The organism is Alkalihalophilus lindianensis (genome assembly GCF_032843265.1).
Lineage (GTDB): Bacteria > Bacillota > Bacilli > Bacillales > Bacillaceae_D > Alkalihalophilus > Alkalihalophilus lindianensis.
The window spans coordinates 1-255 of the sequence record NZ_JAWJBA010000651.1 but is presented as its reverse complement, the minus strand read 5'-3'; the positions used below and the strand labels follow the sequence as shown (position 1 = coordinate 255).

1 protein-coding gene is annotated in these 255 nt (G+C 61.6%); it reads left to right on the top strand.

Annotation, left to right across the window (positions count from 1 at the left end):
* The coding region (locus RYX56_RS23765; protein WP_317124308.1) for a TAXI family TRAP transporter solute-binding subunit at positions 1-255 on the top strand (255 nt) is incomplete at both ends.

Genomic DNA, 255 nt, shown 5'->3' with positions numbered 1-255 from the left:
CCCCCTTCCATTTCGTGACGCTCGAGAAAAACCCGATCAAGTCGGTCAGCGACCTGAACGGCAAGAAGTCCGGAATCGGTCCGCGTGCCGGCACCTGCGGCACCTATTTCCCGCTGATGTTCAAGGCGCTGGGCATCAACACGACGATCCAGAACGGCCAGGCCTCCGACATGGGCGCAGGGCTGCAGGACGGCCTGATCGATGCCTTCCCGTTCTGTGCGGGTGTGCCGATTCCGGTGTATTCGGAGCTGGAAA